The following is a 26,618-nucleotide window of genomic DNA, read 5'->3' as shown; positions in this document are numbered from 1 at the left end:
TCGATGACCCGGAGCGGGCTCCCCGACGCGCGAACGGGTGAGTTATGGTCCGCGTTTGTGAGCCAGTCGGGGGACGCCGGTCAGACCAATGTGTTCGACCTGACGAAGCGGGGTTACAACCCGCACCAGGTCGACGGGCACGTCCAGGCGCTCCTGGAACGTGTCGAGGTGCTCGAGCACGCGCACCGCCGCGAACAGCAGCGCGCCGAGGACGCCGAGGCCGAGCTGTCGCGGGTGCGGACGCGCCCGGACCGCTCCGCGGACAGCGGCGACCCCGGCGACTCCACGGTGCAGCAGGGCTTCGGGCACCGCGTCGAGCGCGTGCTGCGCGTGGCGGAGCAGGAGGCCGCGAACGCCCGGGCCGCCGCCGCCCGCGAGGCGTCGGCGCTGATGGAGCGCACGCGCAAGGAGGCCGAGACCCACCGCCGCGAGGTGGAGCAGAACCTCGGGGCCCGCCGCGCGGCGCTCGACGAGGAGGCCGCGCGTCGCCGCGCCGCGCTCGACGAGCGGGAGCGCGAGCTCGACGAGCAGGCCGCGTCGACCCGGGAGGAGGCCGAGCAGACGCTCGCCGAGGCCCGGACCGGCGCCGAGCAGATCACCCGCGACGCCGAGGCCGAGGCCCAGCGCCGCCGTGAGGACACCGAGACGCTCCTGCGCCGCCGCCACAGCGAGGCCGAGCAGGAGCTCGAGCGCCTCGAGGGCCTCCACGACGGCGTGCGCACCGACCTCGGGCGGTTGCTCGAGTCGCTGTCGATCCAGCTGCCGGGTCGCGAGGGCCAGCGTCACCTGGCGGTGGCGGTCCCCGCCGGGGCCGAGCAGGACGGCGACGCCCGCTCGCAGCTGCACTTCGGCCCCGAGGCCGGCGACGGCGACGGGCGGGCCGCCCACGAGGCGCCGGGCGAGGCCGGGGCGTCGTGACCCCGGGGCGGATGGCGGCCCCCGCACCCGGCGTGGCGCTGGGTGGCACATGGGCGCGCCGTCACGCGATCACACCGGTGGCCGCGTCGGTGACCTCGTCGGGGGACACCCGGGTGACCCCGACCGCCCCGCCGGCCCTGACCGCGCTCGACGCCCTGCCCGCCGTCCAGCGTCGTGTCCTCGTGATGCGCCACGTCCGCGGGATGGCGGTCGAGGAGATCGCGGCCGCCGACCGCGTCGCCGCCGAGGTGGTCGCGCGGCGCCTGGCCCACGGTGAGCTCGCGTTCGCCCACCACCTCGGCGCCCCGCGGGGACCGGAGACGCCCGGCGCGATCGCCGCCCGCGAGCTCGCGGCCCTCGCCGACCTCCCGGATCTCCCCGGCGCCCCGGGGTCCGGCCCGGTCCTCGCGCCGCTGCACGCGCCGCGGTCGCGGCTGACGTTCGGGTGGGCGGACGACACGCCCGACGAGCCCGCGACCGTCGTGACGCCCGTGCCGGTCGCCCCCGAGGCCGTGACCTCGCGCTACCGCCGAACCGGGGTCGCGCCCGACGCCGACGCGGTCACCGCCGCCACCCGCACCTCCCGCGCCCCCGGCCCGACCACCCCGGCCCGCGGCTGCGGCGGGGTCGCGAGGTCCGGCCTCGCCGCCGCGGCGTCCGTGCACCCCGAGACCCCGCCGGTCGCGCGCGACCCCGAGGCGCCCTGCGAGCGCCGCAGCCGTCTGCCCCTCGTCGCGGGCGCCCTGGCCGCGGCGTCGGTGGCCGCCCTCGGGGCCGCCGTGGCGACCTCCCAGATGGGCGACCCGGCCACCGCCGGCTCCACCGCCGCCACCCCGCCCCCGTCCGGCCCGGCCCCCGGCCTCGCCGGCGCGCGGCCGCCCGCCGCCGGCCCCGGCGTCGCGGGCCCGGACGGCGCGTCCGGGGACGACCCCGTCCTCGATCTCGGCCTGCGGCCGTCGTCGGCGGCCGGGACCGGCCCGCTCGACCCGACCGTGCCCGCCGCCCCGTCCCTGCTGGCCGGCGTCGGGCACGTGCCGGCCGCCGCGCCCGGTGGCGGCACGCCGCCCGTCGGTCCACCGCGGGGACCCGCGTCCGGGTCGGGCGCGTCGCCGGCCTCCGGTGGCGGGGGGTCGTCGGGCAGCCCGTCGGCCTCGCCGTCGCCGTCGCCGTCGCCGTCGGCCCCGCCGACCTCGTCCCCGGCCGACCCGGATCCCGAGCCCGGCCAGCCGCAGGAGCAGCCCGCCGACCCGTCGGCGGGCGACAGCGGCGGCACCGGCACCGGCACCGACGACCCACCCCCGCGCGGCAATGCGTCGTCCGGCGGGCACGGGGGTCAGGGCGGTGACCGCGACGGCGACGGTCGTGGTGGGCGCGGTGGTGGACAGGGTGGCCGGCACGGTGGCGGCGCCGGCCGCTGACGTCGGATCACCGCTGCTCCACCGACCCGGCGCCCTCGGCCACGAGTGCCGGCGCCGCGTCGTCGACCAGCCGCAGGTCCGCGACGTAGACGGCGTCCTCGGAGACCTCGTGCGGCGCGGGCACGCCGTCGATCCGGACCGGTCCACCGGGCCGGTGCCCCGTCCGCCGGTAGCGGCGGAGCTCCCGCACCCGGTAGCGCCGGCGGCACAGCGCGACCGCCTCGCCGTGGGCCGTGCCGGCCGCCAGCTCGGGCTCGAGGTAGAGCGCGCCCTCGACCCACAGCCGGCCCTCCGCCGGCAGGGAGCCCGCCCAGTTGAGCGGGAAGAGCCGCCCGGCCACGTCGAGCACGTCGACACGGCAGGAGCACTCCTCCTCGTCGAGAGGGACGGTGAGGACCTCGCCCCGGCCGCCGAAGCAGCCGTACTCGTCGACCCACCACGTCTCGCGATCGGCGAGCGCGGGCAGGTGGTCGCTCGCGTAGATCGCCGGCGCGACGTCCAGCTCGGCACCGACCACGAGTCCGGGCAGCGCGCCCGCTGCGAGGTAGTGCGGCAGGAGCTGCACCGTGACCTCGCCGTCGGGACGGCGGCGCGGGATCGGGCGCAGCGCGCCCTCGACGTCCTCGCGGTGGCGTCCGGCCACCGTCCGTTCCTTGCCGCGGCGTGCTCGCGCGGGTTTCACCATGCCGGCCTCCTCGTGTCTCCACGGGGTCCGACGGCGGCGGGTCCCGGTCCGTTCCGACCGGTCCGCGCCTGTGGACAACTCGGCGGGCAGACTCGGACGGCGATGAGCCGGGCGGCACGGACCGAGGACTACACGCGGGCGGTGCTGCGCGTCCCCGACCTCGACGGCCGGGCGCTGGTGCTGCGGCCGCGGCCGGCGGGCGAGGTCGTCGGGACCTTCCCCTTCGACGCGCCGGTGCACGTCGTGACGGCCCACAACCCCGGGGCGGCACGCCCCGGCGACGCCGGGAACGCCGACCGCCAGGCCCGTCTCGAGGCCGACCTCGACGCGCGGGGGCTGCGGTGGACGCGGACCGTCGCGGGCGCGGAGGACGGCGGGCACGCCGAGGAGGGCGCGCTCGTCGTCGGGCTGGACGACGACGAGGCGCGCGCGCTGGGGGCCGCGTGGGGCCAGGACGCGGTGTTCCGGTGGAGCCGGTCGGCGTGGACGGTGCTCGCCTGCGACGATGCCCCGTCGGTGGCGATGGGCTGGGAGATCGTGTGAGCGAGCGGTTCGGGCCCTACGAGCTCGCCGAGCTCCTGGGGCGCGGTGGCATGGGCGAGGTGTGGCGCGCCACCGACACGCGCAAGGCGCGGACCGTCGCGCTCAAGCGCCTGCCCGCCGAGATGACGGGCGAGCGCGAGTTCGAGGACCGGTTCCGGCGGGAGGCGCACGCCGCGGCCCGGCTCTCCGACCCGCACGTCATCCCGATCCACGACTACGGCGAGATCGACGGCCGTCTCTACCTCGACATGCGGCTCGTGCACGGGCGCGACCTCGGCGCGGTGATCGACGCCGAGGGGGCGCTGCGGGTGCCCCGCGTGGTGTCGATCCTCGAGCAGGTCGCGTCGGCGCTGGACGCCGCCCACGACGACGGCCTCGTGCACCGCGACGTCAAGCCGTCGAACATCCTGCTGACGCCGTCGGGGCGCACCGTCGACGCCGACGACTTCGTCTACCTCATCGACTTCGGCATCGCGACCGGCGCCGCCCTCGGGACGCGCCTGACCCGCACGGGGCTCGCCGTCGGCACCGCCGCGTACATGGCCCCGGAGCGGTTCGTCGACGGCGTCGACGCCGACCCGCGCATCGACGTCTACGCGCTGGGCTGCGTGCTGCACGAGGCGCTGACGGGACGTCCGCCGTTCCCCGGACGCGACGTGGCCAGCCTGATGTACCAGCACCTCAACACGGTCCCGACGCCGCCGTCGCGCGTCACGTCGGGGCTGCCCGCCGGGCTGGACGAGGTCGTCGCCACCGCGCTGGCCAAGAACCCGGCCGAGCGCTACGCGCGGGCCGGTCAGGTCGCCGAGGACGCGCGGCGCGCGCTCGGCCGAGCGACCGCGGCGCCGCAGCGGCGGGTGGAGACCCAGGTGGGGCGCCCGCCGACCCCACCGTCACCCCCGCCGGCGCCCCCACCGCGACCGCCGACGGCGCAGGGCCCGCCCGCGTTCGTGGCGCCGTGGAACCCGGCGCCGGGCCGGCCGGCCCCGCCACCGCCCTACTCGGCGCCCCGGCCGGTGCCGAAGGGACGTCTGGCCGCGGCGATCGCGGCCCTGGTGTTCGGGGGGCTGCTCGGTCTGATCTCCCTGGTCGGCACGCTCGCCGAGCTCGGGAACTGCTCGACGCGCTCGGCCGCCTGCGGCTCGGGGACGATGGCGCTGCTGGCCACGATCGTCACCGGCATCGGCGGCGCGGTCGCCATCGCGGGCCTGACCGACGCCGGGCGGCGCACCACCCGGCGCGCCGGGGCGGCGTGGGCCGTGCTCGGTGTCGGGTTCGTCCTGCTCGTGATCGCGATCGCGCTGGATCCCTGACCGCGACCCGCCGTCGGGGGCAGGATGGCGGGGGTGAGCGACTGGAACCAGCAGATCATCGACGAGTTCCGCAGCAACTCCGGACGGGTCGGCGGCCAGTTCGAGGGCGCCCCGCTGCTGCTGCTGCACCACATCGGGCGGAAGTCGGGCACCGAGCGCGTGACGCCGATGATGTACCAGGCGGTCGGCGACTCCTACGCCGTCTTCGCCTCGAAGGCCGGCGCGGACACCCACCCCGACTGGTACCGCAACCTGCTCGAGCACCCCGACGTCGAGGCCGAGATCGGCACCGAGACCGTCCCCCTGCGCGCCCGCGACCTGCCCGCCGACGAGCGCGACCCCGTCTGGGAGAAGCAGAAGAAGGACTACCCGGGATTCCAGGGATACGAGGAGAAGACCGACCGCGTCATCCCGGTCGTGCTGCTCGAACGGCGCTGATGCCCCGCCCGGTGTGGAACCCGCTCGCCCGCAAGCGGGGCGAGCTGCTCGATCGCGACCTCGACCCGGACGTCCACGCCGAGCGCTGGGCGCGGCGCTACGACGGGATGATCGGGGAGCTCAACCGCTGGGTCGACCATGTCCGGGACACCACCTACGAGAACGTCCCCTACCTCGACCCGGCGTGTGCGGCGTCCGGCGCGCGGGTGCTGGTGCTGATGGGGGACCCGCCGGGCGAGGCGGAGGACGGCTCGGGGTTCGTCAGCAAGCACAACAACGACCCGACCGCGCACAACACCTACGTCGCCACCGACCGCGCCAAGCTCGGCTACGACATCAGCCTGCACTGGAACGTCGTGCCCTGGTGGGTCGCGAACCCGTCCAAGCCCGTGCGGGCGCTCGAGCGCGAGGCCGTGCGGGCGCAGCCCTACCTCGCGGCGCTGCTGGAGATGCTGGACCCGGCGCCGAGCGAGGTGGTGCTCCTCGGCAGGCCCGCCGCCCGGGCCTGGACCCGCCTGACCCGCGCCGGCCTGCCCGAGGCCCTGCGCGACGCGACCGTGGCCCGGGCCCCGCACCCGGGGCCGCTGGTCTACCCGCGCGTCGACGCCGCGACCGGCCGCGGCAACAGCGACCTCATCGTCGAGACCATGCGCCTGGCGGGTCAGCGGGCCCGGGGCGAGAAGGTCCGGCCCCCCGCGGGCGGGCCGGCGGGGCGGCGCCGTCCGTTCTGAGTTGGTCGGAACGCGACGTCCCGGTGTGGGGATCTCGCTACGGTCGGGACCTGATCGGACCGAACTCGCGGTGGGAGGGCGTCGTGACCGAACCCCAGCCCCCGCCGCTGCGCGCCGACTCGCCCGTGACGCTGTGGGACGGCCGGGTCGTCCCGCGGTTCCGGCCGCCGGACGTCGGGGGCGGGGCCTTCGACGTCGATCTGGACCAGGCGCCGCAGGCGATCCGGAAGTTGGAGGAGGCGCGCCGCGAGCTGGTCGGCATCCGACAGGACGCAATGGATCTGGCCCGGGTCACCCCGCCGACAAACGACCAGGTCAGTAAAGACGCCGCCCTGGCTCTGGGGGCTGCTGCCACCGGCGGCCCCGGATCGTTCGTCAATGCGCTCGACTCTGGGATCGCCGAGTTAGAGTCCATGATCGCCTCGCTCCAAGCGGGCCTGCAGCGCTACCGGGGCCATGATGAACGCGCTGCGTCGGACCTGAGTTGACCGTGCTTCGAGCCGTCGCGCTGGCGCTCCTCGTCCTGATACCTCTCGCCTGTTCGGGACCAGCCCCTGCTCCAGCGCCGCAAACGATCGATCGCTATGGCGCACCTTCTGTCTCGTCGCCCCGCACGGTGACGTCGATGGCCAACAATCCCTGCGAGGGGCCGCTGACGCGCCAGGAGTTGCGCACGCTCGGAATCACTGTCGATGGCGAGCCGCGCTCGGTGCCCAGTGGGGCACGAGCTTGCACCTGGACCGACCGGAACACACTCAACGAGTTCAGCAACGTCGTCTATCCGGCCCGCGACATCCTCGTCGACACCTATCGGGTCCGGCTGTTCCCGGTCTTCGACGCCACGACGATCGGAGGCCTCCCGGCGACGATCGAGCAGTCGACCCAGGACTCGATCACCTGCACGATCACCGTCGGCACAGACGCGGGTCAGGGCTTCGTCGCCACCTACACACAGCTCGAGGTCCCGGCAGGTCAGAGGCCCGACGACCCGTGCGGCCGAGGCCAGCGGATCGTCGAGGAGATCGTCGCTAAGCTCCCGCCGGCCCCGACACGGTGACGGTCGACGAGTTCGTCGCCCGGCTCCGCGCCCTGCCGCCGTCGGCCGGGGACACCGTCCTCGTCGGCATCGACGGCTTCTCCGGCGCCGGGAAGACCGCGCTCGCGCAGGACCTCGCTCGCCACGAGGACGTCAGCGTCGTCTCGATCGAGGAGTTCTACCTCGGCTGGGAGGGCCTCGAGGTCGGCCCGGAGCGGGCGCGGGCGGGGCTCGTCGAGCCGCTGCGGGAGCGTCGGACGCCGCGGTGGCGGGCGTGGGACTGGGACCACGACCGGGAGGGTCCGGAGCGCGACCGCCCCGTCCGGACGCCGGTCGTCGTGCTCGAGGGCTGCGGCGCCGGGGCGCGGGTGCTGCGGGAGCACCAGGCGCTGACGGTGTGGGTGGACGCCGACCCCGACGAGCGGGAGCGGCGCCTCCGCGCCCGCGAGGACTGGGCGCTCTACGCCCCGCACCGCGACGTCTGGAGGGCCCGCGAGGAGGCGCTCGCGGTCCGGGAGGGGCTGCCCGAGGGCGCCGACCTGGTGGTCCGTCGCCACCCGGATGGCCTGCTGGACACCCGCGCGTCACCTCGTCGATGACGTCGTGTGGCCTCCTGGTGGGTACCGTCCGGGTTGTGAGCACGACGACGGACGACGCGCCCGGGACGACGCCGGAGGTCTCGGCGGTCGACGCCGAGCGCTGGCGCGAGGTCGTGCAGTGGAAGGACCGCGAGCTCGGCGGGTCGAACAACCTGCTCAGCCCCGTGTTCAACGGGCTCGCGGGGGTGCGCGCCGAGGTCACCGGGCTGCTGCGGCGCATCCCCGGCGTCTCGCAGGTCGACGACGGTGTCCAGAACGTGCTGCACCAGCTCGCGGCGGCCGGCGCGGGTGCGGGGGCGGCGACCCTGCGGCGCGACGCGGTGTTCGCCGACTTCCGCGCGCAGGGCCACGACGTCACCGACTTCAAGCACATCCGGGCCCTCGACATCGGCCAGGTCGAGGCCGTCATGCCGCGGCTCGACCTCGGCTACACCGTGTTCGCGGGGCTCCAGGGGGGCGTCACCGGCTTCCTGACCGGCACCGGCGTCACGGCCGTCGCCGGCGGGACGGGCGCGGCCGGCATCGGGAGCCTGCCCGGGATCGCGGTGACGGTCGCGACGCTGACGGGCGACGCGCTGCTCACCGTCGCCTCGTGCACGCGGGCCGTCGCGCACGTCGCGGCCTACCACGGCTACGACGTCACCAAGCGGTCCGAGCAGATCATCGCGCTGGCCGTGCTGTCGGTCGGCCTGTCCAGCGACGACGACGCGCCGGGCGCCTACCAGGAGCTCACCGAGCTGATCACGGCGAAGACGCAGGAGAACCAGAAGCGCAAGCAGCAGCAGGTGCAGATCAAGCGCCTGGGCCACGCCGTGCACCAGCGGCTGCTGAGCCAGATCGGGCAGCGCGAGCTCGCCCAGCTCGTGCCGATCCTCGGCATCGGCGTCGGGGCGGTGCTGTCGGCGCGGCTGCTGGCCGGCGTCGTCGACACCGCCGAGCACCTCTACCGCGAGCGGTTCTTGCACGACAAGTACGAGCTGCCGTTCGGTGTCGACCTGCCGTTCGACCCGGCCACCTACGCGCCCTACGTCGACGGTGAGCCCGACGACGGCGGCGACGACATGGACGACGAGGGCGACGAAATCTTCGCCGGCGCCTGAGCCCGGTGATCGTGGCGGATTTGCTGACGCCCAGTGTCAGCGTGGACGCCAGGCTGACGACCCCGGTCGGCGTGTCGCGACGGCGAGGATGTGGCGATCCTGGCGTCCGGTGCCAGGAATGCCGCGTTGCTCGCACTACCGGGACGACTCCGCGACGTGGGCGCGGACGTCGGCGGTCGACGTGAAGACCTGGTAGCCGAGGTCGCGGAGGCGGTCGCGGGCGGGCTGGGCGACGTCGGGGTCGAGCACCACCGGCGGGGCGATGGCGCGGCGGCTGATACCGGTCGGCCAGAGCGTCGCGGCGGTGGTCAGGACGTCGCCGCCCCGCGGGTCGCGCACGCGCGCGTCGCGGCGCGGCGGCGGGAAGCCCTGGGCGGCGAGGTCGTCGACGAGGTCGTCCACCGTCTCCGGCGCCGCCTCCCCGAGCACCGCCCGCCCCGAGCGCCCCCGGCGCGGCCGGTACTCCGCGTGGTCGCCGGGCGCGGACTCGACGACCGCCAGCGGCCCGGTCGGCGCCGACGGGGTGATGCCCGCGGCCGCGGCGGCGTCGAGCACCGGCAGCAGGGCGCCCTCCGGGTCGGTGACGTAGCTCGACTCCGTGACCCGCACGACCGGCCAGCCGCACCGGCGCAGGTCGTGCTCGGCCTCGACGTCGGCGCGGGTCGCGGGACGGCGCTGCTCGTCGCCGTCGCACACCACCGCCAGCCGCCCGTTCGCGCCGGTGACGACGAGGTCGAGCGTCCGCCCGTGCACCTCCACCTGCGGCACGACCGCGAAGCCGCGCTCCGAGAGGTCCGCGAACACCCGCTGCGCGAACAGGCTCCCGAACGCGGGGTGGCGGTGGTCGCGGTCGACCTCGGCGGGCGCGGGCCGGTTCTCCGGCGCCCCGGCGGACCCGTCGGGCTCGCTGGCCGTGACGTGGGCGAGGAGCTTGCGGCGCAGGTCGGACTCGGCCAGGTCGTCGACGCCGACGGAGTGGAACAGCCACGTCTGGTCGCGGGCCCGGGAGGCGGCGACGTTGAACGCCTGGCGGTAGCGCTCGGCGGTCAGCGCCACCAGCCGGTGCCCGGGCGCCACGACCATCGAGAGCCAGACGACGTCGCGCTCGTCGCCCTGGAAGTCCGCGGCGACGCCGACGCGCAGGCGCCGCGCCACCCACTGGTCGACGTCGAGCCGCTCGCGCAGCATCGCCTCGATCAGCTCGACCTGCCCGTGGCCCTGCAGCACGACCACCCCGAACGTCGCGCCCGCGTAGGCCGGGTCGGTCGCGCACCGGGCGACGGCGTCGACCAGTGCGCCCGCCTCGGCCTCGTTGGCCAGCGACGACCCCGTCCCGCGGACCTCCGCGCCCGGCACGAACGTGGCCCGCAGCGGGGGCAGGCGGTCCGCCCCGAACTGCCGCAGCGGCACGAGCGGGGCGTCCCCCTCGCCCGGCCCCGAGTAGAACTCGCGCGACGACCACCCGACGATCTCGGGCATCGACCGGAAGTGCTCGCGCAGCCGGATCGGCGGCCCGAACGTCGCCCGGAACACCGAGAACACGCTGGCCCGCGCCGTGAACTGGCTGCGCAGGTAGGACGGCACGTCGGGCAGGTCGGTGTCCAGGCGCGCGAAGGCCGGCTCGAGCGAGCCGGTGCCGACGTCGGCCGGGGTGCACTGCCGGTCGTCGCCGACGACGATCACCCGCGGGGCGAGCCAGAGCAGGAACAGGCTGGTCAGGTCGGCCTGGCTGGCCTCGTCGACGATGACGACGTCGAACGCGTGGGGCCGCGGCGGGACGGCGGAGAGCACCTCGCGGATCGGCATCACCCAGGCCGGGACGGCCTCGCGGGCGACCTCGACGGCCTCGCGCGCGGCGGCGCGGTAGCGGTCGGCGTGGCGTCCGGTGCCCCGGCCGACCGCGGCGACCGACGCGCGGTGGCTCTGCAGCGCGCGCATCTGCTCGGCGGTGATGCGGATGAGGCACTCCTGCCAGGCCCGGGCCGCCGCGAGCCCGGTGGTGGCGCGGGCGAGCTCGACGTCGAGGTCGGCCAGACGGTCCGGTGCGGCGTCGGCGGCGGCCCACGCCGCGACCTGCGCGGCCGCCCGGGCGTACGCCCACGCCCGCTCGAACCGCTCCTCGCGCTCGGGCCACGGCTCTCCGGCGTGGGCGCGCAGCAGGTCGGCGAGGCCGGGCGCGGCCGCGTCCAGGCGGGCGGCGAGGGCGTCGGCGCGGCGCTGGGCGCGGGCCTCGTCGTGGGCCGCCTCCACCGCGAGCACCGCCTCGGCGTAGGCGTCGGCGTCCCGGCGGCGCAGCGCATCGACGACGGCCACGAGCTCGGGCGCCCGACGCTCGGCGGGTCCCCCGCCCTCGAGCCGCTCGATCGCCTCGTCCAGCTCGCCGCGGGCGAGCTCGGCGGCGCGGGTGTCGTCGACGTCGAGGGTCAGCGTCGTCAGCACCCGCAGGCGGGCGACCGAGTCGATGCGGGGACGGTCCGGCGGCGCGAGCGCCGAGAGCAGCCGCCGCACGCCGACCGCCGCCGTCAGCACCCGCCCGACCGACAGGCACGTCGCCCGCAGCGCCAGGACCTGCTCGACGAGCAGCGACCGGTACTCGGCGCGGCGCAACGGATAGCCCAGCGGGGCGAAGCCCTCCGCGAGGCGGTCGGTGATCTCGAGGATGCGCAGGTGGTGAGCGATCGCGGTGGCCCCGGAGACCGTCGCCGTGTCCGCGCCGTGCACCGCGATGCCCGCGAGGAGGGGCTCGACGGCCTTCTGCTCGTCGGGCTTGAACATCCGCCGTGTCTGGCCGCCGTCGGCCAGGAACGCCGCGAAGCGCTCGAACACCGGCGCGGCGGCCGCGACGTCGACGCCGTCCTCGACGCGGACCTGCGCCGACCCGGCGCGCCGGTCGTGCTCGAGCACCGCGTCGACCGCGCGCAGGCCCTCGGTCGCCCGCCCCCACAGGTGCCCGGCACGCCCCGAGAGCACGGCGTCGGTCACCTCCCGGGCCCACTCGGCGTCGTCGCCGGTGTCGTCGAGCTCGGCGAGCGCGTCGGCGACCCGCCGGCTCACCGCGGGCAGGTGCGCGGCCGCGTCGGCGGGCAGGCGGCCGAGCGCGGCGACCATGTCGCCGGTGTCGCCCGACGTCGCGTCGAGCCCGCGCAGGACGGTGGCGGTGAGGTCGGCGACGTGGTCCTCGGGCGGCAGCTCCACCGGGGGCGGCAGCACCTGGCGGCCGCGCTCGCGCCGGGCCGGCGTCTCGGCGGCGAGCAGGCCCCGCAGCTCGGCGAAGGCGGCCGCGGTCAGCGGCGGCGACGCCGGCAGCTCGGCGTCCGGGCCGACCACGTCGGCGATCCAGCCGTCGCGCTCGTGGTCGTCGCGGACGCGGCGGGCGATCTCGGCGCGGGTGCCGGTCAGCCCGGGGCCGAGGTCACGGTGCACGGCCGTCTCGGCGGCCCGCTCCGCGACGAGCGCGTCGAGCGCGGCGTCGCGCTCGGCCAGCAGCTCGGTGCGGCGCTCGGCGAGGTCGGCGACGGCGAGCGCCGCCTCGTCGGGGTCGAACTCGGTGCTGCGCGCGGCCAGCCCGGCGATGCCCGGCTCGTCGGCGGAGTTCTCGCCGTCGTCGGCCAGCGAGACGCAGAGGTCGCGCATCTCGGCCGGCAGCTTGTCGCGCAGCACCCGCAGGGCCTGCGCCTTCTCGCTGGTCACGAGCACGCGGCGTCCCTCGGCGAGCAGCGCGCAGAGCAGGTTGGCGATGGTGTGCGTCTTGCCGGTGCCGGGCGGGCCCTCGACGACGACGCCGGAGTCGCGGCCGAGGCGCGCGAGGATCCGGCCCTGCGCCGCGCCGACCGGCAGCGGGAAGAGCGGGTCGGTCACGGGCGGCTCGGCGTGCCCGGCGCGGGCGAGCCAGGCCGCGCGGTCGGCGGGCTCGATCGCCGCGACGAGCTGGGCGAGCCCGACCGGCAGGGGTCGGTCGCCGGCGACGTCGGCGGCGATCGCGTCGTAGAACGCGCGCAGCGCCCCGGCACCGCGGCGCCGGGCGACGAGCGTCGGTGCCGGGACGAGCGCGGTGCCCGGTCCCGTCGGGCCGATCCAGTCGTCGCCGCGGCGGTGCTCGACGCGCAGGTGGCGGTCGGCCCAGCCGGCGAGGAGGCCGGCGAGGTCGGGGTCGAGCGGCGACGCCGGGGCGGTGTCCTCGGCGGGGGCCGCGTCGTCCACGAGCCCCGTGCCGGTGAGCAGCTCGTCGTCCTCCCAGCGGGCGGCGTCGCCGGCGAGGGTCACGACCATCGCGTCGTCCCGGTGCTCGATGCGCACCGGCCGGGTCAGGAGGTGGACGCGGACGTCGTGGTCGGGGGCGTGGAGCAGCCCGCCGGCGAGGACGAGCTCGACGGCCTCGGGCTGGTCGGCCGCGGCGCGCATGAGGTCGAACAGGGCCTCGAACGTCGCGTGCAGGGGCCCGTCGGCCGGCGCGCGGAGGATCTCGTCGCCGGCCTCGCGGGGACGGCGGACGGCCGACTGGTCGGCGACGTCGACGAGCGCGAGCTCCCCGACGTGGTGGCGGGTGTGGCGGACCGGCCGGGCGCGGGCGAGCGCGACCCGTCGCAGCACCCCGACGAGGCGCTGGACCCGGTCGCGCAGGGCCGGGTCGTCCTCGGGGCGCTCGACGGGTGCCTCCTGCGGCACGACCACGCCCCCTCTCCGCTCCCGACACGGACGGCCCAGAATCGCATCCCGTCCACCGGATCGTCCCGGCAGGGAACCGTGGCGGGCCCGGCGGCGTCGAAGCCCGTGACGGAACACCCAGAGGGGGCGCGATGGCGGGGAGGACGGACGACCCGGGGGAGGCGGCACGCTTCCTCGCCGGGCTGGCGGCGGCCGGGGGCCGGCCGGAGCAGGTGGTCGACGTGCTGCGGACGCGGTACGGACGCTCGCGGGCGCTGCTCGCGGGCGCGGAGCTCGCCCTCCTCGACGCGGCCGACGTGCTGCACGAGCGCGGGTGGGGGCCGAGGGACGTCACCGAGGTGGTGCGCCGGCGGCTGTCCGCGGGGCGGGTGCTGCTCGCCGTCGACGTCCTCGGCGCGGCGGCCGCGCGGCGGCCGCGAGGGGACGTCGACGTCGACCTCGCGGAGCTCGGGCCGCCCCCGGCCCGCGACGTCCCGCTCGTGGCGCAGTGGAGCGAAGTGCGCGGCCTGGCGCCGGACGACGCGCTGGCGGCGACGGTGGCGCTCGTCGCGCTGATGCGCTCGCTGCCGGCGCTGCCGCGCCTCGGAGAGGAGGCGCGCCCGCCCGACGGGGTCGACGCGCGGGTGCTCGCCCGGGTCCGCGCGCTGCTGGCGAAGGCGGAATCCACCGAGTACCCCGAGGAGGCCGAGGCGCTCTCGGCCAAGGCGCAGGAGCTCATGGGTCGGCACGCGCTGGAGCAGGCCGTGGTGGGCGCGCCGGCCGACGCCGCGCCCCGGGCCGCCGCCCGGCGGCTGTGGCTCGACCCGCCGTACGCGAGCGCGAAGTCGAGCCTGGTGCACCAGGTGGCGACGGCGAACCGCTGCCGGGCGATCAGCCTGTCGGCGCTGGACATGGTCACCGTCGTGGGACACGCCGCGGATCTCGCGACGGTCGAGCTGCTGGTGACGTCGCTGCTCGTGCAGGCCGACCGCGCGATGCTCGCGGCCGACGACGAGACGGTGCCGCGCGCGCGGCGGCGCTCGTTCCGCCACGCGTTCCTGCTGGCCTACGCCACGCGGATCGGCGAGCGGCTCGCCGCCGCCGCGCACGAGGCGCAGGCCCACGCCCGCGCGGAGCTGGGCGAGGAGCTGCTGCCGGTGCTGGCCGCGCGGGCGGAGGTCGTCGAGCGCACGGTCGGCGAGCTCTTCCCGCGGCTGACGCGACGGCGGTTCAGCGTGGGCAACGGGGCGGGGTGGGCGGCCGGGCGTGCCGCCGCGGACGCCGCGAGCCTCACCCCGGGACGCGACGCGCTGGCGCAGGGGTAGACGGCGAGGCTGCGAGGATGGGCCCGTGCCCAGCAACCGCGAGCGACGTGCCGCCAAGCAGCGGCGTCGCGACGCGAAACGGGGCCACACCACGGACGTCGCGCCGCGCCCGGTCGACCCGGGGCTCCCGCCGGCGTCGCTGCAGGCGCTGCTGCGCCGGGCCGCGGCCGACCTCGCCGACGGCGACGAGGGCGCGCTCACCGAGCTGCGCCACGTCCTCGCCGAGCACCTGGCGCGGCGCCGGGAGCGCGTGCTCGAGGCGTGCGACGCGGTGACCGCCGGCGTGGTGGTGGACGGTGCCGCGGGCGGTCTCGCCGCGGCGCTCGCGGCGGGCGGGACCGTGTCGTCGTGGGCCGACCGCGAGGGCGCCCGCACCGAGGAGGCGGCCGTGGCGACCGTTCGGCTGCTGGCGAACGCTTGACCTGAACAATGGTCGAGCTTCTAGCGTCGACGCCATGAGCGACACCTCGATCCACCTCGCCGTGGTCGTCGGCAGCGTCCGCGACGGGCGCTTCGGGCCCGTCGTGGCGCAGTGGTTCGCCGAGCGGGCGAGGCAGCGTCCGGAGCTGGTGGTCGACGTCGTCGACCTCCTCGAGACCGGCGCCGGACCGGCGTTCGCCGACCGCATCGGCGCGGCCGACGCCGTCGTGATCGTGACGCCCGAGTACAACCACAGCTTCCCGGGGCCGTTGAAGACCGCCATCGACGAGACCGGCGGGCAGTGGCGCGGCAAGCCCGTGGGCTTCGTGGCCTACGGCGGGCTCTCGGGCGGCCTGCGGGCCGTCGAGCAGCTGCGCCCCGTCCTCGCCGAGCTGCACGCGGTGGGTCTGCGCGACACCGTGAGCTTCCACGGTGCGGCCGCCGCCTTCGACGCGTCCGGCCGCCCCCGCGAGGACAGCGCCGACGCCGCCGCGACGGTGCTGCTCGACGCCGTGGTCTGGTGGGCCCGCACGCTGCGCCGGGCGCGGGAGGAGCACGCCGAGGGGGCCCTGACGTGAGCGACCACCACGCCCTCCCCCATCCCGGGCAGGAGCTGTCGGTCGGCGAGGTCGCCGAGCGCAGCGGCGTGCCCGTGTCCGCGCTGCACTTCTACGAGCGCGAGGGCCTGATCCAGAGCCGGCGCACCCCGGGCAACCAGCGCCGTTTCCGCCGCGAGGTGCTGCGGCGGCTGTCGTTCATCCGCATCGCGCAGCGGGTCGGGATCCCGCTGGCCGAGATCCGCTCGGCGCTGGACTCCCTGCCCGACGGCCGCACGCCGACCCGCGCGGACTGGGCGCGCCTGTCCGAGCAGTGGCGCACCGAGCTCGACGACCGCATCCACCGTCTCCAGCAGCTGCGCGACGACTTCACCGGCTGCATCGGCTGCGGGTGCCTGTCGATCGACCGCTGCGGGCTGGTCAACCCGCACGACCGGCTCGGCGAGGACGGCCCCGGGCCGCGCCGGCTCGTCGGCTAGGACGGCTCGAGGCGCCGCACCCGTCCCGGTGGGGGCGCCGGCACGGCGTCGGGGTGCAGGGCGTGCGCGATCGCCTCGATGCCGTCGACCAGGCGCGGGCCGGCGCGGACCACGTAGGACGCGGAGTCGACGGCCACGAGCGCGACGTCCGGGAGCTGCTCGCGGACCACCGCGGCCTGCGCCACGGCGTCGTCGAGCCCGAAGCCGCACGGCGCGACGAGCACGACGTCGGGGGCGAGGGCGCGGGCGTCGTCCCAGCGGGTGGCGACGCTGCGGCCGCCCTCGACGCCGGCGAGCGGCTCGCCGCCGGCGCGACGGACCATCGTCGGCACCCAGTGGCCGGGCAGGAAGGGCGGGTCGACCCACTCGAGGGCGAGGACGCGGGGGCGGGGCCGGTCGGCGAGGACGTCGTCGAGGTGCCGCAGCCGTGCCCGCAGGTCCCCGACCAGCTCCTCCCCGGCCGGCTCAGCGTCCGCCGCCCGGGCCACGGCGGCGACCGCGTCGAGGACCTCGTCGAGGGTGTGGGGGTCGACGGTCAGGACGTGGGCGTCGATCTCCAGGTCGGTGAGGGCCTCCGCCACCGTCGACTCCGGCAGGGCGCAGACGCGGCAGAGGTCCTGGGTGAGGACGAGGTCGGGCGCGGCGGCGTGCAGGGCGTCGCGGTCGAGCTCGTACTGCGGGAGTCCCCTCGCGGCGCGGTCCCGGACCACGGCGTCGATCTCGCCCGGCGTCAACCCGGACGGCAGCGCGGTGTCGACCACCACGGGGCGCCGCTCGCGGATCCCGGCCGGTTCGTCGCACTCGAACGTCACGGCGACGAGGTCGTCGGCGAGCCCGAGCGCACCGACGATCTCCGTGGCCGCGGGCAGCAGCGACGCGATCCGCACGCCGTCGACCCTATGTGAGCAGTTGCGGCCCCTATGAGGGCCGCAAATGCTCACGTACCGAGGAGAGGGCGGGGGTCGAAGATCGCGCGGATGGTCCGGGCCCGGCCGTCGACGACGTGGGCCAGGTTGACGGTCGGCAGCGGGGTGTCGGTGGCGCTGGTGTGCAGGTCGTAGACGGTGCAGACGTCGGGTCCGTCGACGAAGACGTGCCGGATCTCGACGTCCCGGACGATGCCCAGCAGGCCGTGCAGCGCCGCGACGTTGTCGTCCACGCCCTCGACGTGACCCATCGGTCCGTCGAAGACGACGTCGTCGGCGAGGACCTCGCGCAGCGACTCGGCGTCGTGGCGGCGCCAGCCATCGAAGTAGGCGGTCATGGTCTCGGCGGGGGTGCGCATGTCCCCAGCGTGGAGCGCGCCGAGACAGAAGTCGAAGAGCTGTCACTGGTCGCTCCGATAACCTGTGGTGATGGAGCTGCACCAGCTGCGCTACCTCGTCGCCGTCGCGGAGGAGGGCGGGTTCACGCGGGCGGCCGCCCGTGAACACGTCGCCCAGCCCGGCATCAGCGCGCAGATCGCGCGGCTGGAGCGGGAGCTCGGCCAGGTGCTCTTCGACCGGTCGGCCCGCGGCGTGCGTCTGACGGCCGCCGGCGAGGCCGTCCTCCCCCACGCGCGGGCCGCGCTCGCCGCCGTCGCCGCCGTCCGCGAGACCGCCGACGAGCTCGCCGGCCTCGTCCGGGGCCGGGTGTCGGTCGGGATGGTCCGCGGGGGCGGGGTCGTCGACCTGCCCGGCCTGCTCGGCGAGTTCCACCGCGCCCACCCCGGCGTCGAGATCCGGCTGGTCGAGGCGGCCACCGACGCGCTCCTCGACGGGCTGCGCACCCACGACCTCGACCTCGCCTGGGTCGGGCGCGACGGCGAGGCGCCGGCGGACCTCGAGGTCGACGTGGTGCTCGACGTCCCGCTCGTCGCCGCCCTGCCGCCCGGCTCGCCGCTGGGCGACACCGTCACCGCGGCCGAGCTCGCCGAGCACCCGGTGATCGCGCTACCGGTCGGGGCCGGGGTGCGGGCCGCGCTGGACCGGGCGGCCGCCGACGCCGGCGTCGTGCTGCGGCCCGCGCTCGAGGCGGGCTCGCCGCCAGTGCTGATCGACCTCGCGCGGCAGGGTCTCGGGGTGGCGGTCGTCCCCGCGCCGGCCGTGGCGGGGCGCGACGACGTGCGCGTGGCCGCCCTGGTCCCGGAGGTGCGGGCGCGGATCGACCTCGCCCGGCGACGGGACGCCCCGCTCGGGCCCGCGGCGCGCGCCCTGCTGGCCCGCGCCCGGGAGTGGACGTAGCCGACAGAATGCCCGCGTGGACCTCCTGCTCGGGGTGCGGCTGTTCGTCCGCGGGGCCGTGACGGTGCTGCGGTCGCCCCGCCTGCTGCTGCTCGGCGCGGTGCCCGCGCTGATCGTCTCGGTGGTCTACGTCGCGGCGATCGCCGCGCTGGTCGCCTGGCTCCCCGACCTCGCGGCCGGCCTCACGCCGTTCGCCGACGGCTGGTCCGAGAGCGGGCGCACGGTGGCGCGGGTCGCCGCCGGCGCCGCGCTGGTCGGCGCGGCCGGCGCGGTCGCCGTCGTCACCTTCGTGGCGGTCACCCTCGCCGTCGGCGGACCGTTCTACGAGCGCCTCGCCGAGATCGTCGACGACGAGGCCGGGCCGGTGCCGGCGGCGCTCGCGCCGTCGTGGGCACGGTCGGTGGTGCGGGGGGCGCGGGACGGTCTGGTGCTGATCGGGCTCTCGGTGCTCACGGCGATCCCGCTGTTCCTGCTGGGGCTCGTGCCCGTCGTCGGGCCGATCATCGCCCCGGTGGGCGCGGCGCTCGTCGGCGGGCGCCTGCTGATGATCGAGCTCAGCGCCCCGGCCCTGCAGCGCCGCGGCCTGGCCTTGCGCGACCGGCGGCGACTGCTGCGGACCCGGCGCCTGCTGACCTGGGGCGTCGGGATCCCGACCTACCTGCTCGCCGCCGTCCCGCTCGTCGCGATCGTCGCGATCCCCGCGGGCTCGGCGGCGGCGACGCTCTTGGCGCGGGAGCTAGCCGATCAAGAACGCCCGGCCTCGGTGACGTGAGCGGCGAGGACAGTGTCCATCACCCGCTCCTGCTCGACCGCGACCCCGGCGCGCTGCACGTCGTGCTGCAGGTCCGGGTCCCACGGCGTAGGCGGGACACCGGCCGGGTCGACAGTCGGGAGCTCGACAGCCGCAACAGCGATCGCCGCGCGGTAGTCCGCAGCGGTCATCCGCCACGGGTCCACGCCGTGCTCGTACAGCCGCGCGGTGATGCGCAGACCGCCCGCGTCGACGTCGCCGTGGTGGCGGACCACGGCGCCCGCGTCGCGAAGGGCCTCGAGCAGGGCGAGCGCGCCCGACGTCGGCTCTCCGCTGGTACAGACGAGCGGGGCGGCGAGACGTTGCTGGACCGCGGCCTCCAGGAGACGCGGGTTCTCCACGGACAGGATCACCGTGCCCGGCGGGACGTCCACGACTAGGTCCCGGATGCTCAGAGTCGTCAGCGCCGTGGGCGCACCGGCGGCGGTGAAGGCGCGAACACCGGTCGCCACGCCGTCGCCAAGCAGCGGCAGGTGCCAGGTCAGGACGGGCTTGGAGACGACGTCGCCCGGCAAGCCGGCCGCTTCCCACAAGGATGGCTCATCGGCCGCAGTCGGTTCACCCGCTCGATGAGCGAGGGCGGTCCGGATCCAAGTCCGAGCAGGGTTCCCGCGGTCGAGCCCATGCGCCCCGCCCGGCACCACCAACGCAGCGATCTCGCCTCGGCTCCGCCGACCCCGTGCGAGATCTGCCTCCTCGAGCACGCGATGGACGACATCAATCGCCCGACGCGCCTCTTGAGCGTTGGTCACGTGTCGCCGCATTGCTCGCGCCCAGTCGGAGACCCATGGCCGGTCTCCGAGCCGCTCACGCGCGAGGCCATCCAGCGCGTCGTCGCGTTCGCCACGACGCGCCTGTTCGGCCTCTCGGGCCTCCTTCCGTCCAGTCGGCGCGCAGCCAGCTGCTTCGAGCACCGCGAATAGATCAGTACCGAGTCGCCTCAGCAAATCCTCAAGCTGGGCGAGGTCGATCTCCCGTAGAACGATCTGCCGACGGTGCCCCAAGAAGGCGATGAGGTCGCGGTGCACCGATCTGTCGAGCTCCCCGCGAAGGCGCACGCGCCCGCGGTCCGCGAGGCCCCGCCTGTCGAGGGCCGCGGATACCTGTCGCCAGACCGGCGCGAAAGCAGGCGCGAGCAGCGCGTCAGGAACGCTCACGGAGGGACCTCAACACACGGCCCCGACAGCGAGCTGGTGGATTTCCTGATGTCCAGTGTCAGCGTGGACGCCACGCCGAGACACCCCGTGCCTCAGGTCGGGGCGTAGGCCTGCCAGTCGGGCATGGGAGTGCCGGCGAGGGACGCCCCGAAGCGGTCGAGGTACCAGCGCCAGCCGGCATCGACGTCGGCGCTGCTCAGGCCCTCGGGGAGCGACTGCGCGAAGACCAGGACCGCGCCGGCGTCGGCGGGCTCCACCGTCAGGTCCAGGTGCCACACGCGGTCGGAGCCGGTCTCGGGGAGGTCGACGACCAGGCGGTGCGGCGGGTCGCACGCGACGATGCGGGCGTCCACCGGCTCGGCGACCTCGCCGCCCGCGTCCACCTCTCCGGTCACCGTGAACGCGACCGTCCCGCCCACGCGCGGCGTCCCGGTCCACGTGCCGATCCAGCGCCCGAGACGCTCGGACTCGGTGATCGCGGCCCAGACGTCCTCGACCGGATCGGGGTACCCGCGGCGCCAGACCAGGGTCGTGGAGCCGTCGGGCTCGGTACGCGTCTCAGCCGGCGGCGTGCTCATCGTCGTCTCCCTGCTCCCCGCGGCGGGCGCGTCGCCCGCGGCGGATCTCGGTGTCGAGCGCGTCGAGACGGCTCGCCGGACCGGCGACCGGCAGCGGGCGGAACCGCTCCAGCCACGCGTCGAGCTCGGCCAGCGGGCGCCGGTCGAGGGCGTAGATGCGGTGCTGCCCCGCGACCCGGGACGTCACGAGTCCGGACTCGCGCAGCACCCGCAGGTGGCGGCTGATGGCCGGCCGGCTGATGGGGAACGCCTCGGCGATCTCCCCCGCCCCGACCTCGCCGTCCGCGAGGCGCTCGACGATGGCCCGGCGGACCGGGTCGGCGAGGGCCTCGGCGGGGAACACACGTCAATATGTAACCAGAGCTTTCATTAACGAGCAAGTTACAGAAGTGTCGGCTGCTCGTCCTCGTCGTCGCCGTCGGTCACCGTGACCGCCGGGACGTAGCGCGCGGCCGCGGGCAGCACCCGCAGGGCGCCGTCGACCCCGCGCGCCACGAGCCGCATCGACTCGAGCAGCCCCACCACGTCGAGGGCGAAGCGCTCGGGGTCGGCGATGGCGGCCTTCGACCAGTACCGCCCGTACTCGCCGACCAGCTCCCCCAGCACCTCGCGCACCGACGGCCAGGGGATCGGTTCCGGGTCCTCCGCCGGGCGGAACTGGTAGATGAGCTCGCTGACCAGCAGCAACGCCGCGTGCGCCACCGTGCCGCCGCCGGGGAAGGCGGTGTCGGAGCAGCCGCCGTCGACGTCGAGCGCCGCGATCCCCTCGGCACGCGCCTCCAGCACGAGCCCGGTGCGCGCCTCGATCCGGCGGGCCTCGTCGCCGGCGCGGCGGCGCAGCTCGGCGAACCGCGCCGGCTCGAGGTCCTCGGCCAGCACCACCGGGTCCTCCACCAGCCGGCGCCGCACCGCCGTCGTCGCCGACCCGCGCTCGGTGGCGCGCCCGACCAGCTCGTCCGCGGTCTCCGCGCCCACGAGGGCGGCGGTCGGCAGCAGCGCCATACGGTCCTGCCGCACCTCGAGCAGGGCGTCGGCGTCGGCGTCGTGCTCGTAGCCCGCGACGCCGCGGTCGAGCTCGCGGAGCATCCCCTGCGCGATCAGCCAGCGCAGCGCCGTCACCAGCGCGCGCCGCGACGCCGGGTCGGTGTCCTGGACGACGCCCGCCTCGGCCGCCGCCGAGTGCACGGCGTTGACCAGGTCCCGCAGGCTCGTCCGGTCCGGGCCGCTCGTCGTCGCGGCCAGGACGAGCGCGAGCGCGGTGTACTCCGCCGGCGTGAACGCCCGCGGCGTCGTCGCGACGGTGCGCAGCGGCCGGTCGGTGGGCACGTGCCCGGTCTTGACCAGCCGCGCGGTGTCGGCGGTGACGACGAGCCGGTAGGTCAGCTCGGTCGAGAACCACGCGTCGAGCGCGTCGGCGTGCCGGCGGATGACCGCGAGCAGATCCGGGTCGGACTCGGCGGTGCGCCACGGCCGCGCGAGCAGCGCCCGGGTGGCGACGACCAGCTCGGTGTCACGCTGCGGGTCGCTCACCAGGGAGGTCACGACGCGGGCTCCACCGTCAGCGCCAGCCCGTCCAGCCGCAGCGACCCGGCGTGCGTCGGCACCGTCGTCGTCTCGCCCGGGGTCCGCGTCACGACGCACCGGACGCCGTCGATCGCGACCGACCCGGACGCCGCCGCCGGCCCGAGGTCGGCGACGGCGCGGGTCAGCACCCGCTGCAGCTCGCGCAGGGCGGGCTCGGAGAGCCGGTCGGTGAACGCCGCGGCGCCCGCCTCGAGCAGCTCCGCCCGCGCCGCGGCCGCCCGCTTCTCCAGCTCGGCGCGCCGCGCGAGGAGGTGGCGACGCTCCTGGCTGCGGTCGGCGACCCGCGACGTGCGCCCGCGGCTGGTGGTGTCCCCGCGCTCGCGCAGCGACACCGGCACGTTGGCGACCGGCGCGTCCCACCACGAGATCGACGACGAGACCGGGTCGGTGTCGTCACCCCCGGCGACGCCGAGGTGCCGCGCGCCGTGGAGCCCGAAGGCCGCCGACGCCAGCTCGTGGGCGCGCGCGGGGTCGGAACGCCCGAAGAACAGCGCGAGCCGCAGGAAGTCGACGCGCCGCGACGAGCCGGCCGTACCGGTGCGCGAGAGGCGCGTGAGGTTCTGGGTCAGGGTGCGGACGGCGTCGACCGCGTCCCGCTCGAGCGTCTGCACCCGGCTCGGCCGCCCGGGCGTCGAGACGAACCACGACGCCAGGTTCTCCCAGTCCGCGACCTCCGCCCCGGGCGCGCGGCGCACGCGCACCGCCGAGAGCCCCGCGGCCGCCACCCGTGCCGCCAGGCCGTCCGCCGCCCGGTCGACGATGGTGGCGACGCGCGGCCCGACCTGCTCCAGCAGCGCCGCGATCGGCCTTGCGGACCGGCGCAGCGTCTCCAGCCGCTCGCCGACGTAGCCGACCAGCACCTCGGAGAAGAACGCGAACTCGTCGGCGTCGAGGTCGAAGCGCGACTGCCACTGGTTGATGGCCGCGAAGAACTGCGTGATCTCCGCGGAGAACGCCACGTGCGGGTCGAACACGGCGCGGACGGCCTCGGCGAGGCGGTCCGGCGGGGCGGTCGCGGGGTCGAGGCGCGCGAGCGTCTCCAGCGCGGCCCGCAGCTGCTCGAGACGCCCGAGCGAGACGTCGCGCACGTCGTCGACCTGCGCGAGCACGCCCTCGACGAGGTCGTGGACCTCCTGCCCGACCCGCGTGATCAGGTAGCGGTTGCGGCGGCGGTAGTAGTCCTCGACGGTGCCGACCTGCCCGACCGACGCCGAGACCTCGAGGTTCCCCCACGCCCGCAGCTGCTCCAGGCGCAGCGTCACCGTCTGCTCGTCGATCGCCGTCCCGGCCTCGGCCAGGCGCCCCGCGACGTCCGCGGGCGTCAGCTCGGCGAAGAAGGTGCCGGCGAACACCCCGAGGATCGCCCGGTGGTCCGGCGACTCGGTGACGTAGGCGAAGACCGAGGTCCGGACGCCGTCCGGGAGGGTCGAGCTCACGCGGACACCGCCAGCTCGGAGCCGTTCCAGCGGTAGTGCACCAGCGCGATCGCCCGCAGCTCCGGGTCGCGCAGGACCTCGGTGATCGCCAGCGCGGGCACGTTCGCGTGCGTGCCCCACAGGCGCTCGGAGGTGACGACGAAGTCGACGTCGAGGTCCACGAGCAGGCCGAAGAGCTTGGCGTGGTTGTCCTCGGACACCTTGGCGAAGGCGTCGTCGAGGAGCACCAGACGCGGGGCGCCGACGCCGTGCGGGTCGTGGGCCGCCGCGCTCGCCGCGGCCGCCGACGCCATCGGCAGCACCGTGACCAGCTTCTTCTCGCCCTCGGACAGGGTGGTGCGGCGCGTCAGCAGCTCGTCGGAGCGGCCCGGGCGGCGCAGGTAGATCCGCATCTCGTGCCAGGTGCGGTAGTCGAGGATTTCGCCGATGACGGTCCGGTAGGACGCCTCGGGGTTCTCGGCCCGGGCCTGCTCGACGAGGCCCTTGACGGCCTCGCGGACACGGTCGTCGTCCTCGGGCTCCCGCAGGTCGGGGTGCGTGCCCAGGAGCTCCAGCGCGGTCGCGGTGTCGGCGTCGAGGTCCGAGCGCGGGCGCCACTGCAGCCGCACGCCGATGCCCTGGCTCGACGTGACGCCGCGCAGGATGCGGTTCATCCGGTCGACCAGCTCGCGGGCGGCGAACAGCGCGTCGGCGACCTCGCGGGCGATCCGGCCGTGCAGCAGGTTGCGCAGCGCCTGGTCCTGCTGGGTCGACAGCAGCCCCTCGGCCTGGCGCTGCTGCACGGCGACGCGCAGGACCATCTGCGCCAGCGTCGCCCGCGAGCCGCTGGTGACGAACACCGCGACCGGCATCCCGTCGGCCGACCGGCGGCTCTCGATGTCCCGACCGCCGCCGGTCAGCGCGTCGCGCGCGGTGCGCAGCGCCTTCTCCAGCGCGTCCTCGCTGACGTTCGAGCGCGGCGCGGGGAGGCGCTCGCGCAGGGCCGCGACCAGCTCCTGGGCGCCGTCGAGGGTGTCGGCGGTGGCGGGGACGGGCTCGTCGTCCCGGTCCACCGCCCGCTCGGCGGCCGCCAGCAGCCCCGGGGTCTCGACGACCTCGGCCAGCCGCCGCCGCCCGGCCCGCACCGCGGTCTCGCGCTCGGCGGCCGTCGCCGTCGCCGTCTCCACCTGGCCCTCGGCCTGCGCCACCGCGACCGCCGCGGCCTCCTTCTCCCCGCGGGCCGCCTCGAGGCGGTCGACGAGGTCGCGCAGCTGGTCGTCGAGCTCCGCGACCCGGGCCGCCACCTTGGCGGGCTCCTCGCCGAGCGCGGCCTCGATGGTCTCCAGCTCGGTGCGCACGGACACGGCGTGCTCGTCGGCCGACCGGTGGGCGGCCAGGGCGGCGGCGTGGTCGGCGCCGTCGCGCTCCCACGCGGTCACGGCGTCGCGCCAGGTCCGGACGCTGCGGTGGGTCCGCTCCCGGGCGGCCTCGACGGCGGCGAGCGCACGCTCGGCGTCGCCGACGGCCTCGCCCATCTCCTCGAGCCGGGCCGGGTCGGTCGGCAGCCCCGCCCCGCCGGCCTCCTGCCGCAGGCGGGCCTCCGCGTCGTCGGCGCGGCGGCGGGCCTCGACGGCCGCCGACGCCTGCTGCGCCGCCCGGGCCTGCGCCTCGTCGGCGTAACGGACGGCGCCGGTCGCGGCGGCGACCGCGTCGTCGACGGTGCGGGTGGTGGGCAGCTCGCGGACCATCGCCCGCAGCGTCGCCGCGTGCTCGTCGAGCGCCGCGAGCACGGTGCGGGCGGCGCTGAGCCGCTCCTCGGCCCCGGACGTGAGGGCGGCGAGCTCGGCGAGACGTCGCGCGCGGGCCTGCGCACGGGCCCCGGCGCCGACGTGCTCGGCGGCGGGCTTGGCGTGCCGGCCCCGCAGCGGGCCGGCGCCGAACGATCCGTCGTCCGCGACCCAGAGCCCGGGGCCGGGGGTCGTGCCGACGGCGGCCAGGACGCGGGAGACGACGTCGGGGGTGACGGCGCCGGTGTCGGCGGGGACGAGCCAGCGGTGGAGGCCGTCGTCGGCCCCGGCGTCACCCGGCGCCACCAGCAGCTCGCCGTCGGTGCCGCGCAGCGTCCCGTCGTCGCGGACGTGGGCGGTGAGCAGCCCGGACGCCTCGAGGGCGGCCTCGAGGCCGGCACGGGCCGCGTCGTCGACCTCGGGGCGGAAGTCGACGGCGGCGGCGAACAGCTCCGCGTCCGCGACGTGGGGGTCGGTGCGCCAGGACGCCCGCGGCAGGGGCAGCTCCGTCGCGGCCTCGACGCGGGCGTGCTCGGCGCGCAGCCCGGCGAGCTCGACGTCGACCGCCTCGGCGCGGGTACCGGCCCGCGAGCGCGCGTCGGCCAGCTCGGCGGACGCGCCGTCGGCCTCGGCGCGGGCCGCGCGGACGCACCGATCGGCGGCGCGGCGCAGGTCGTCGACCTGCTCGTCCCCCTCGTCGGCGCGGGACGGCGCCAGCCACCCGGACGGGCCGTCCGGCTCGGCCGGCGGGACCGCGACGACGTGCGCCCGGACCCCCTCGACCCAGGACGCGACGGCGCCGCGGTGCTCCTCGGCCGCGGCGCGGGCGGCGCGCCGGCCGGCGTCGGCCTGCTCGGC

General features: G+C 76.7%; 26 protein-coding genes. 16 read left to right on the top strand and 10 right to left on the bottom strand.

The window, feature by feature from the left end; genetic code table 11:
- Positions 1-57 precede the first annotated feature (57 nt).
- Positions 58-918: a coiled-coil domain-containing protein gene (locus tag ABD994_RS08315; protein ID WP_345412846.1), complete on the top strand. Its 861-nt coding sequence runs from the start codon at positions 58-60 to the stop codon at positions 916-918.
- A 113-nt stretch (positions 919-1,031) separates the two neighbouring features.
- Complete coding sequence (locus tag ABD994_RS08310) at positions 1,032-2,336, top strand: hypothetical protein (RefSeq protein WP_345412843.1); 1,305 nt, start codon at positions 1,032-1,034, stop codon at positions 2,334-2,336.
- 7 nt (positions 2,337-2,343) lie between these two features.
- Here the strand turns inward: ABD994_RS08310 and ABD994_RS08305 are convergent, their stop codons facing one another.
- Complete coding sequence (locus ABD994_RS08305; protein ID WP_345412842.1) at positions 2,344-3,021, bottom strand: hypothetical protein; 678 nt, start codon at positions 3,019-3,021, stop codon at positions 2,344-2,346.
- Positions 3,022-3,123: 102 nt separating this feature from the next.
- Here ABD994_RS08305 and ABD994_RS08300 point away from each other — a divergent pair, with 102 nt between their 5' ends.
- The 8 genes from ABD994_RS08300 (at position 3,124) to ABD994_RS08265 (ending at position 8,781) form a co-directional block, all read left to right on the top strand.
- Positions 3,124-3,564 carry a DUF3293 domain-containing protein gene (locus ABD994_RS08300; protein WP_345412841.1) on the top strand — a complete coding sequence of 147 codons (441 nt, stop codon included), beginning with the start codon at positions 3,124-3,126 and terminating at the stop codon, positions 3,562-3,564.
- Positions 3,561-4,877, top strand: a complete 1,317-nt coding sequence (locus ABD994_RS08295) for a serine/threonine-protein kinase (RefSeq protein ID WP_345412840.1) — start codon at positions 3,561-3,563, stop codon at positions 4,875-4,877. The genes ABD994_RS08300 and ABD994_RS08295 overlap by 4 nt, the downstream gene beginning before the upstream one ends.
- Positions 4,878-4,901: 24 nt before the next feature.
- Complete coding sequence (locus tag ABD994_RS08290) at positions 4,902-5,315, top strand: nitroreductase family deazaflavin-dependent oxidoreductase (protein ID WP_345412839.1); 414 nt, start codon at positions 4,902-4,904, stop codon at positions 5,313-5,315.
- Entirely contained in the window at positions 5,315-6,046 is a 732-nt protein-coding gene (locus ABD994_RS08285; protein ID WP_345412836.1) for a uracil-DNA glycosylase family protein, read from the top strand. The genes ABD994_RS08290 and ABD994_RS08285 overlap by 1 nt, the downstream gene beginning before the upstream one ends.
- 83 nt (positions 6,047-6,129) lie before the next feature.
- Positions 6,130-6,534, top strand: a complete 405-nt coding sequence (locus tag ABD994_RS08280; RefSeq protein WP_345412834.1) for a hypothetical protein — start codon at positions 6,130-6,132, stop codon at positions 6,532-6,534.
- A 2-nt stretch (positions 6,535-6,536) separates the two neighbouring features.
- Entirely contained in the window at positions 6,537-7,103 is a 567-nt protein-coding gene (locus tag ABD994_RS08275) for a DUF3558 domain-containing protein (RefSeq protein WP_345413105.1), read from the top strand.
- Positions 7,100-7,681: a uridine kinase family protein gene (locus ABD994_RS08270; protein ID WP_345412832.1), complete on the top strand. Its 582-nt coding sequence runs from the start codon at positions 7,100-7,102 to the stop codon at positions 7,679-7,681. Before ABD994_RS08275 ends, ABD994_RS08270 begins: the two co-directional genes overlap by 4 nt.
- Positions 7,682-7,716: 35 nt before the next feature.
- Positions 7,717-8,781: an EcsC family protein gene (locus tag ABD994_RS08265; RefSeq protein WP_345412830.1), complete on the top strand. Its 1,065-nt coding sequence runs from the start codon at positions 7,717-7,719 to the stop codon at positions 8,779-8,781.
- A gap of 135 nt (positions 8,782-8,916) precedes the next feature.
- Here ABD994_RS08265 and ABD994_RS08260 read toward each other — a convergent pair whose 3' ends face one another.
- Positions 8,917-13,452, bottom strand: coding sequence for an AAA domain-containing protein (locus ABD994_RS08260; RefSeq protein WP_345412828.1), 4,536 nt, complete (start codon positions 13,450-13,452; stop codon positions 8,917-8,919).
- Between the two features lie 125 nt (positions 13,453-13,577).
- On the opposite strand from ABD994_RS08260, the gene ABD994_RS08255 reads away from it, so the two are divergent.
- From ABD994_RS08255 to soxR, 4 genes are read left to right on the top strand one after another with little or no spacing between them, the layout of a single operon-like run.
- A complete protein-coding gene (locus ABD994_RS08255) occupies positions 13,578-14,750 on the top strand; it encodes a DUF2786 domain-containing protein (protein WP_345412826.1) in 1,173 nt (390 codons plus the stop codon).
- A 25-nt stretch (positions 14,751-14,775) separates the two neighbouring features.
- On the top strand, positions 14,776-15,171 hold the full coding sequence (locus tag ABD994_RS08250; RefSeq protein WP_345412824.1) for a hypothetical protein: 396 nt from the start codon (positions 14,776-14,778) through the stop codon (positions 15,169-15,171).
- 34 nt (positions 15,172-15,205) lie between these two features.
- Positions 15,206-15,748, top strand: coding sequence for an NADPH-dependent FMN reductase (locus ABD994_RS08245; protein WP_345412822.1), 543 nt, complete (start codon positions 15,206-15,208; stop codon positions 15,746-15,748).
- Entirely contained in the window at positions 15,745-16,206 is a 462-nt protein-coding gene (gene soxR / locus ABD994_RS08240; protein ID WP_345412820.1) for a redox-sensitive transcriptional activator SoxR, read from the top strand. Before ABD994_RS08245 ends, soxR begins: the two co-directional genes overlap by 4 nt.
- On the opposite strand, the gene ABD994_RS08235 is transcribed toward soxR, so the two are convergent.
- Positions 16,203-17,093, bottom strand: a complete 891-nt coding sequence (locus tag ABD994_RS08235) for an ABC transporter substrate-binding protein (RefSeq protein WP_345412817.1) — start codon at positions 17,091-17,093, stop codon at positions 16,203-16,205. The two genes, soxR and ABD994_RS08235, sit on opposite strands and share 4 nt — an antisense overlap.
- Before the next feature lie 50 nt (positions 17,094-17,143).
- Positions 17,144-17,491 carry a nuclear transport factor 2 family protein gene (locus ABD994_RS08230; RefSeq protein WP_345412815.1) on the bottom strand — a complete coding sequence of 116 codons (348 nt, stop codon included), beginning with the start codon at positions 17,489-17,491 and terminating at the stop codon, positions 17,144-17,146.
- A gap of 70 nt (positions 17,492-17,561) precedes the next feature.
- Here ABD994_RS08230 and ABD994_RS08225 point away from each other — a divergent pair, with 70 nt between their 5' ends.
- Both ABD994_RS08225 and ABD994_RS08220 read left to right on the top strand, forming a co-directional pair.
- Entirely contained in the window at positions 17,562-18,428 is an 867-nt protein-coding gene (locus ABD994_RS08225) for a LysR family transcriptional regulator (protein WP_345412813.1), read from the top strand.
- A 16-nt stretch (positions 18,429-18,444) separates the two neighbouring features.
- Complete coding sequence (locus tag ABD994_RS08220; protein WP_345412811.1) at positions 18,445-19,200, top strand: EI24 domain-containing protein; 756 nt, start codon at positions 18,445-18,447, stop codon at positions 19,198-19,200.
- Here ABD994_RS08220 and ABD994_RS08215 read toward each other — a convergent pair.
- The 6 genes from ABD994_RS08215 to ABD994_RS08190 all read right to left on the bottom strand — a co-directional run.
- Positions 19,173-20,396 (bottom strand): DUF2399 domain-containing protein, encoded by a 1,224-nt coding sequence (locus ABD994_RS08215; RefSeq protein ID WP_345412809.1) that lies wholly within the window; start codon positions 20,394-20,396, stop codon positions 19,173-19,175. The genes ABD994_RS08220 and ABD994_RS08215 overlap by 28 nt on opposite strands.
- A gap of 92 nt (positions 20,397-20,488) precedes the next feature.
- A complete protein-coding gene (locus tag ABD994_RS08210; protein ID WP_345412807.1) occupies positions 20,489-20,974 on the bottom strand; it encodes an SRPBCC domain-containing protein in 486 nt (161 codons plus the stop codon).
- The gene (locus tag ABD994_RS08205) at positions 20,955-21,317 is read right to left on the bottom strand and encodes an ArsR/SmtB family transcription factor (protein WP_345412805.1); all 363 of its coding nucleotides are present in this window, start codon (positions 21,315-21,317) and stop codon (positions 20,955-20,957) included. The genes ABD994_RS08210 and ABD994_RS08205 overlap by 20 nt, the downstream gene beginning before the upstream one ends.
- A 38-nt stretch (positions 21,318-21,355) precedes the next feature.
- Entirely contained in the window at positions 21,356-22,516 is a 1,161-nt protein-coding gene (locus tag ABD994_RS08200; protein WP_345412803.1) for a TIGR02678 family protein, read from the bottom strand.
- On the bottom strand, positions 22,513-23,994 hold the full coding sequence (locus ABD994_RS08195; protein WP_345412801.1) for a TIGR02677 family protein: 1,482 nt from the start codon (positions 23,992-23,994) through the stop codon (positions 22,513-22,515). Before ABD994_RS08195 ends, ABD994_RS08200 begins: the two co-directional genes overlap by 4 nt.
- The coding region (locus ABD994_RS08190) for an SbcC/MukB-like Walker B domain-containing protein (RefSeq protein ID WP_345412798.1) at positions 23,991-26,618 on the bottom strand (2,628 nt) is incomplete at its 5' end. The genes ABD994_RS08190 and ABD994_RS08195, both read right to left, overlap by 4 nt.

It is taken from the genome of Actinomycetospora chlora, assembly GCF_039542135.1.
GTDB classification, from domain to species: Bacteria; Actinomycetota; Actinomycetes; order Mycobacteriales; family Pseudonocardiaceae; genus Actinomycetospora; species Actinomycetospora chlora.
The sequence above is the reverse complement of the archived record's forward strand: the minus strand, read 5'-3'. Positions and strand labels throughout refer to the sequence as shown.

What these genes read in the sequence shown, in the direction of transcription:
- ABD994_RS08300 (WP_345412841.1), top strand. Translation starts at nt 3,124, where the DNA reads ATGAGCCGGGCGGCACGGACCGAGGACTACACGCGGGCGGTGCTGCGC.
- ABD994_RS08305 (WP_345412842.1), bottom strand. Translation starts at nt 3,021, where the DNA reads ATGGTGAAACCCGCGCGAGCACGCCGCGGCAAGGAACGGACGGTGGCC.
- ABD994_RS08245 (WP_345412822.1), top strand. Translation starts at nt 15,206, where the DNA reads ATGAGCGACACCTCGATCCACCTCGCCGTGGTCGTCGGCAGCGTCCGC.
- ABD994_RS08290 (WP_345412839.1), top strand. Translation starts at nt 4,902, where the DNA reads ATGGCGGGGGTGAGCGACTGGAACCAGCAGATCATCGACGAGTTCCGC.
- ABD994_RS08230 (WP_345412815.1), bottom strand. Translation starts at nt 17,491, where the DNA reads ATGCGCACCCCCGCCGAGACCATGACCGCCTACTTCGATGGCTGGCGC.
- ABD994_RS08285 (WP_345412836.1), top strand. Translation starts at nt 5,315, where the DNA reads ATGCCCCGCCCGGTGTGGAACCCGCTCGCCCGCAAGCGGGGCGAGCTG.
- ABD994_RS08210 (WP_345412807.1), bottom strand. Translation starts at nt 20,974, where the DNA reads ATGAGCACGCCGCCGGCTGAGACGCGTACCGAGCCCGACGGCTCCACG.
- ABD994_RS08225 (WP_345412813.1), top strand. Translation starts at nt 17,562, where the DNA reads ATGGAGCTGCACCAGCTGCGCTACCTCGTCGCCGTCGCGGAGGAGGGC.
- ABD994_RS08255 (WP_345412826.1), top strand. Translation starts at nt 13,578, where the DNA reads ATGGCGGGGAGGACGGACGACCCGGGGGAGGCGGCACGCTTCCTCGCC.